1 protein-coding gene is annotated in these 1,282 nt (G+C 60.1%); it reads right to left on the reverse strand.

The window, feature by feature from the left end; translation table 11 throughout:
• Positions 1-19: 19 nt before the first annotated feature.
• Entirely contained in the window at positions 20-1,183 is a 1,164-nt protein-coding gene (locus tag CWO89_RS44305) for an IS4 family transposase (protein ID WP_130584396.1), read from the reverse strand.
• Between the last annotated feature and the right edge of the window lie 99 nt (positions 1,184-1,282).

The raw sequence follows: 1,282 nt of genomic DNA on the forward strand, positions 1-1,282 counted from the left end.
CAGGGCTGTCCGGGGAAAATCAGCCATAGCTGAACGCCAACTGGTTTGGAGAAACTGGCGATTTTGGCTTACTGGGGTTGATAGGTGGCGGCTTGTTGATCGCGGCGAGAACTCGACGGGTGAACAGGAACTGTCGGATCAGTTCGGCCAGCCTGAGTGGGAGCATCTTGATGCAGTGGGCCCGTGCGGCGATGCGCAACAACAGGTAGGCAATCATCGCAGCGAGCGCCTGCAGGCGGATGGCATTGTCGTTGGTGCCGAGGAATTTGCGGATATCGAGGTGCTGCTTGATCCAGCGGAACAGCAGCTCGATTTGCCATCGGCTCTTGTAGAGGGTGGCGATCTCGACCGCGGTGCGGGCAAGGTCATTGGTCAGAAGCGTGATCTTGCCACCGTTCTGTCGCTTTACCTTGATCCGGCGCAGCGGGATCGGCAGTCGGGAGGCGCCCTTGCTGACGAGCTTGACCTCATCATCGGCGAGAATCTCGAAGCCGTCGCCCTTGCGCTTGCGGATGGCACGATGCTTGAACGCCCGAAGACGGATGCTCGTCTTCGGGCGGGTGACGAAGAACGCCTTACTGTCATTGATCTTCCGCCACCAGCCGAAGTGGCAATATCCCTTGTCGAACACGTAGGTCGTGCCGGCCTGGATCGAGACCTGACGGCCGATCTCGATGTCATTGACATTCGCGGGCGTCACCTCGACACAGTTCGGGACATCGCCGTTGGGGTCGTAGACGACGTGCAGCTTCATGCCGCGGATGCGGCCGTTCCACGCCGCCCAGCTGCAAACCTTGCCGAGCGGGACCGGGCTAGCGTCGATCAGGCGCACCATCTCGTTGCCCTCGCTCCGCAGCCGTCGGCTTGCCATGGCCGACAACGTCGCAAAGGTTTGTGCAAAAATGCCGACCGGGCGCCGGGCATTGGCATCCGACAGCGTCGAGCGGGACAGCTTGCCCGTCCCCAGATGATAATGGTGCTGAGCATTGGCGTTGAACCCCGCCTCCAGCCCGCGCAGACTGCTGTGACCGCTCAGTTGCGCATAGATCAGCGCCACCAGATGATCCCAGCACTTGAACGACTTGTCGTAGGCATCCCCGTCCAGACGATCCACAACTGTCTGAAACCGCCGTCGATCGATCGGTTCAAGGAGCCTTCCAAAAATGCTACCGCGAAATCGCATGCTCGGCCTTCTGTGTCTCGACAACCAGAAAAACCGATTTGCCTCGGTTTTGCCGAGCATGCACTGCGACATAGCGATTCATTCCCCGGACAGCCCTGC

The organism is Bradyrhizobium sp. Leo170, assembly GCF_004296405.1.
Lineage (GTDB): Bacteria > Pseudomonadota > Alphaproteobacteria > Rhizobiales > Xanthobacteraceae > Bradyrhizobium.

Excerpts from the sequence above, each read along its gene's own strand:
- CWO89_RS44305 (WP_130584396.1), bottom strand. The coding sequence starts at position 1,183 with ATGCGATTTCGCGGTAGCATTTTTGGAAGGCTCCTTGAACCGATCGAT.